At 60.1% G+C, this 1,859-nt stretch carries 3 protein-coding genes; 1 reads left to right on the top strand and 2 read right to left on the bottom strand.

The features are described 5' to 3' along the window. Positions 1 to 715 (bottom strand): M48 family metalloprotease (locus tag B4F73_RS09605; RefSeq protein ID WP_290483113.1); only part of this gene is annotated, 715 nt, incomplete at its 3' end. A gap of 89 nt (positions 716 to 804) precedes the next feature. On the opposite strand from B4F73_RS09605, the gene B4F73_RS09600 reads away from it, so the two are divergent. Continuing rightward, positions 805 to 1,020 carry a DUF1674 domain-containing protein gene (locus B4F73_RS09600; protein WP_290480127.1) on the top strand — a complete coding sequence of 72 codons (216 nt, stop codon included), beginning with the start codon at positions 805 to 807 and terminating at the stop codon, positions 1,018 to 1,020. An 11-nt stretch (positions 1,021 to 1,031) separates the two neighbouring features. Here B4F73_RS09600 and B4F73_RS09595 read toward each other — a convergent pair. After that, the coding region (locus tag B4F73_RS09595; RefSeq protein WP_290483112.1) for an acyl-CoA dehydrogenase family protein at positions 1,032 to 1,859 on the bottom strand (828 nt) is incomplete at its 5' end.

Below are 1,859 nucleotides of genomic sequence, written 5' to 3'. Positions count from 1 at the left end.
TACGCTCGGCCGCCATGTTGACCGAGGCGCGGGCACCGCGTTCGATCTTCTGAAGCGCGGAGGCCAGCCAGAGCGGATTGCCGCAAATCTCTGCGCCTCGCTTGTCGGCCTCGTATTCCCGTGATCGGCTGATGGCCATCTGCACAAGGGCGGCCGCCATCGGCGCGAAGATCATGATTGCGAGAGAGCCGATGAGGCCTGCCCGCTCGCGGCCAAAGAACAGCGCGAAATTTGCCAACATGCCGATCGCACCCGCAATTGTTGCGGTAACGGTCATGGTCAGCGTGTCGCGGTTTTGCACATGCGCGAGTTCGTGCGCCATGACGCCTGCGACTTCCTCGCGGGTCAGCGAGCCGAGTAGGCCAGACGTCGCGGCGACGGCGGCGTTTTCGGGATTGCGCCCGGTCGCAAAGGCATTCGGTTGCGGTGTTTCAATAATGTAGACGCGCGGTGCAGGCAGGCCAGCGCGTTCTGCCATGCGGGCCACATCACCCGCAAATGTGCGCAGCATGGGGGAGGAGGTCTCCGGCGTGACCTCTTTGGCACCCTGCATGCGCAGGACAATCTTGTCGGCATTCCACCATGAAAATACGTTCATGCCAGCGGCAGCGACAAAGGCGATTGCCATGCCGAGAACACCGCCGATCAGATAGCCGACCGCCATGAACAGCGCGGTTAGCGCAGCCAGTAACATGAAGGTTTTTGCGGTACCCATGGGTGACACGTCTCCAGTGGTTTCAGTCGGGGGATGTTTAAATTCCCCAGAAACCTATATGGGGATTGTTAACGAAATGGGGAGTGCAGATGAGCACACCGGACTTTCCTGATGCGGCCGAAATCGCGCGTCGCGAGACCCTGAGACCAGAGGCGCGCCGCGCGCTGGAAGAAGCAGATGCGCGTCGAATCGAGATGGCTGAGGACGTCTCTAAGCTGCCGGAGAATGAGCGTGGCGGCCCTCGCAAGATTGAGCCGACTCGGTATGGCGATTGGGAACGCAAGGGTATTGCCTACGATTTCTGATCAGATGGACGCTAGAGACCCAACGCCTTCTTTGCGATGATGTTGCGCTGGATCTCGTTGGTGCCGCCATAAATCGATTGGGCGCGCCCTCCGAAATATGTCGCGACGTCGGGCGCGGCATGGGCTGGCAAGCTTGGGGGCAGATCTCCGCTCTTGCCGAAGGGCTGTCCGAAATGGCCGACGGCATCCAGCATCAGTTCGGTAATCTGCTGGTGGGTCGTGGTTGCCAGGATTTTGACTGTGGATGCGGCATCGCCCGGTGATCCGCCTGCGGAGAGCGCGGAGAGGATGCGGAAGACAGTCATCTCCAGGCCATCCACCGCCATTTCTGCTTGGGTCAGCTTTTGCGCAAAGCCCGGATCATCGATCAGGCGGTAATTGCCGCTCTCAGGCAAGGAGCGAGCGATCTCGCGCACATGGCGCAACATGGCCCGTTTGCCGCCGATGCGAGCATAGGAGGTGCGCTCAAACCCGAGCAGGTACTGCGAATAGGTCCAGCCCTTACCCTCTTCGCCGATGCGAAACTCTTCCGGCACGGTGACATTGTCGAAGAAAACTTCGTTCAGCACATGCTTGCCATCAATCGTGATGATCGGCTTCACCGTCACGCCGGGCGCATCAATGGGGCAACAGATGAAGGTAATCCCTTCCTGCTTCTTCCCCTCATTGGAGGTGCGCGTTAGCAGGAAGATCCAGTCGGCATGCTGGGCGGCCGAGGTCCAGATCTTGTGGCCATTCAGCGTATAGGTCCCGTTTTCCAGCACGGCGCTGAACTGGAGCGATGCGAGGTCTGATCCTGATCCCGGCTCTGAATAGCCCTGTGCCCAGCCGACCGAGCC

The sequence above is a fragment of the Hyphomonas sp. UBA3601 genome, from assembly GCF_002375605.1.
Classification (GTDB): domain Bacteria; phylum Pseudomonadota; class Alphaproteobacteria; order Caulobacterales; family Hyphomonadaceae; genus Hyphomonas.
Note: the sequence above shows the minus strand (reverse complement) of the source record. Positions and strands in the feature narration are given on the sequence as shown.